Source organism: Cupriavidus sp. SIMBA_020, from assembly GCF_046535395.1.
Classification (GTDB): domain Bacteria; phylum Pseudomonadota; class Gammaproteobacteria; order Burkholderiales; family Burkholderiaceae; genus Cupriavidus; species Cupriavidus campinensis.
This window is the reverse complement of record NZ_JAWRWU010000829.1, coordinates 1-263: the sequence shown is the minus strand read 5'-3', so window position 1 is coordinate 263 and position 263 is coordinate 1. Positions and strand designations below refer to the sequence as shown.

The window sequence follows — 263 nt, the reverse complement described above, 5'->3', positions numbered from 1 at the left end:
ACCGTTATTGCGTGCTGTATTAATAGCATTTTGAGTCGTTGAGCTACATGCACCTGCACCACCTAAGCTCATGTTTATAACATCAGCAGGGTTAGCATTTGCCGATGTACCCGACACATTTCCACCTGAAGCCCAAATAATACCATCAGCAATGTCAGAGGTTAAACCTCCACATTTACCTAACACACGTACAGGCACTACTTTCGCGTCGTAAGCAACACCAGCAACACCTTCACCGTTATTAGTTACCGCAGCAACAGTTC

At 45.2% G+C, this 263-nt stretch carries 1 protein-coding gene; it reads right to left on the bottom strand.

All coding sequences use genetic code 11. The features are described 5' to 3' along the window. On the bottom strand, positions 1-263 hold a 263-nt coding region (locus SB751_RS31695; protein WP_410749233.1), incomplete at both ends, for a S8 family serine peptidase.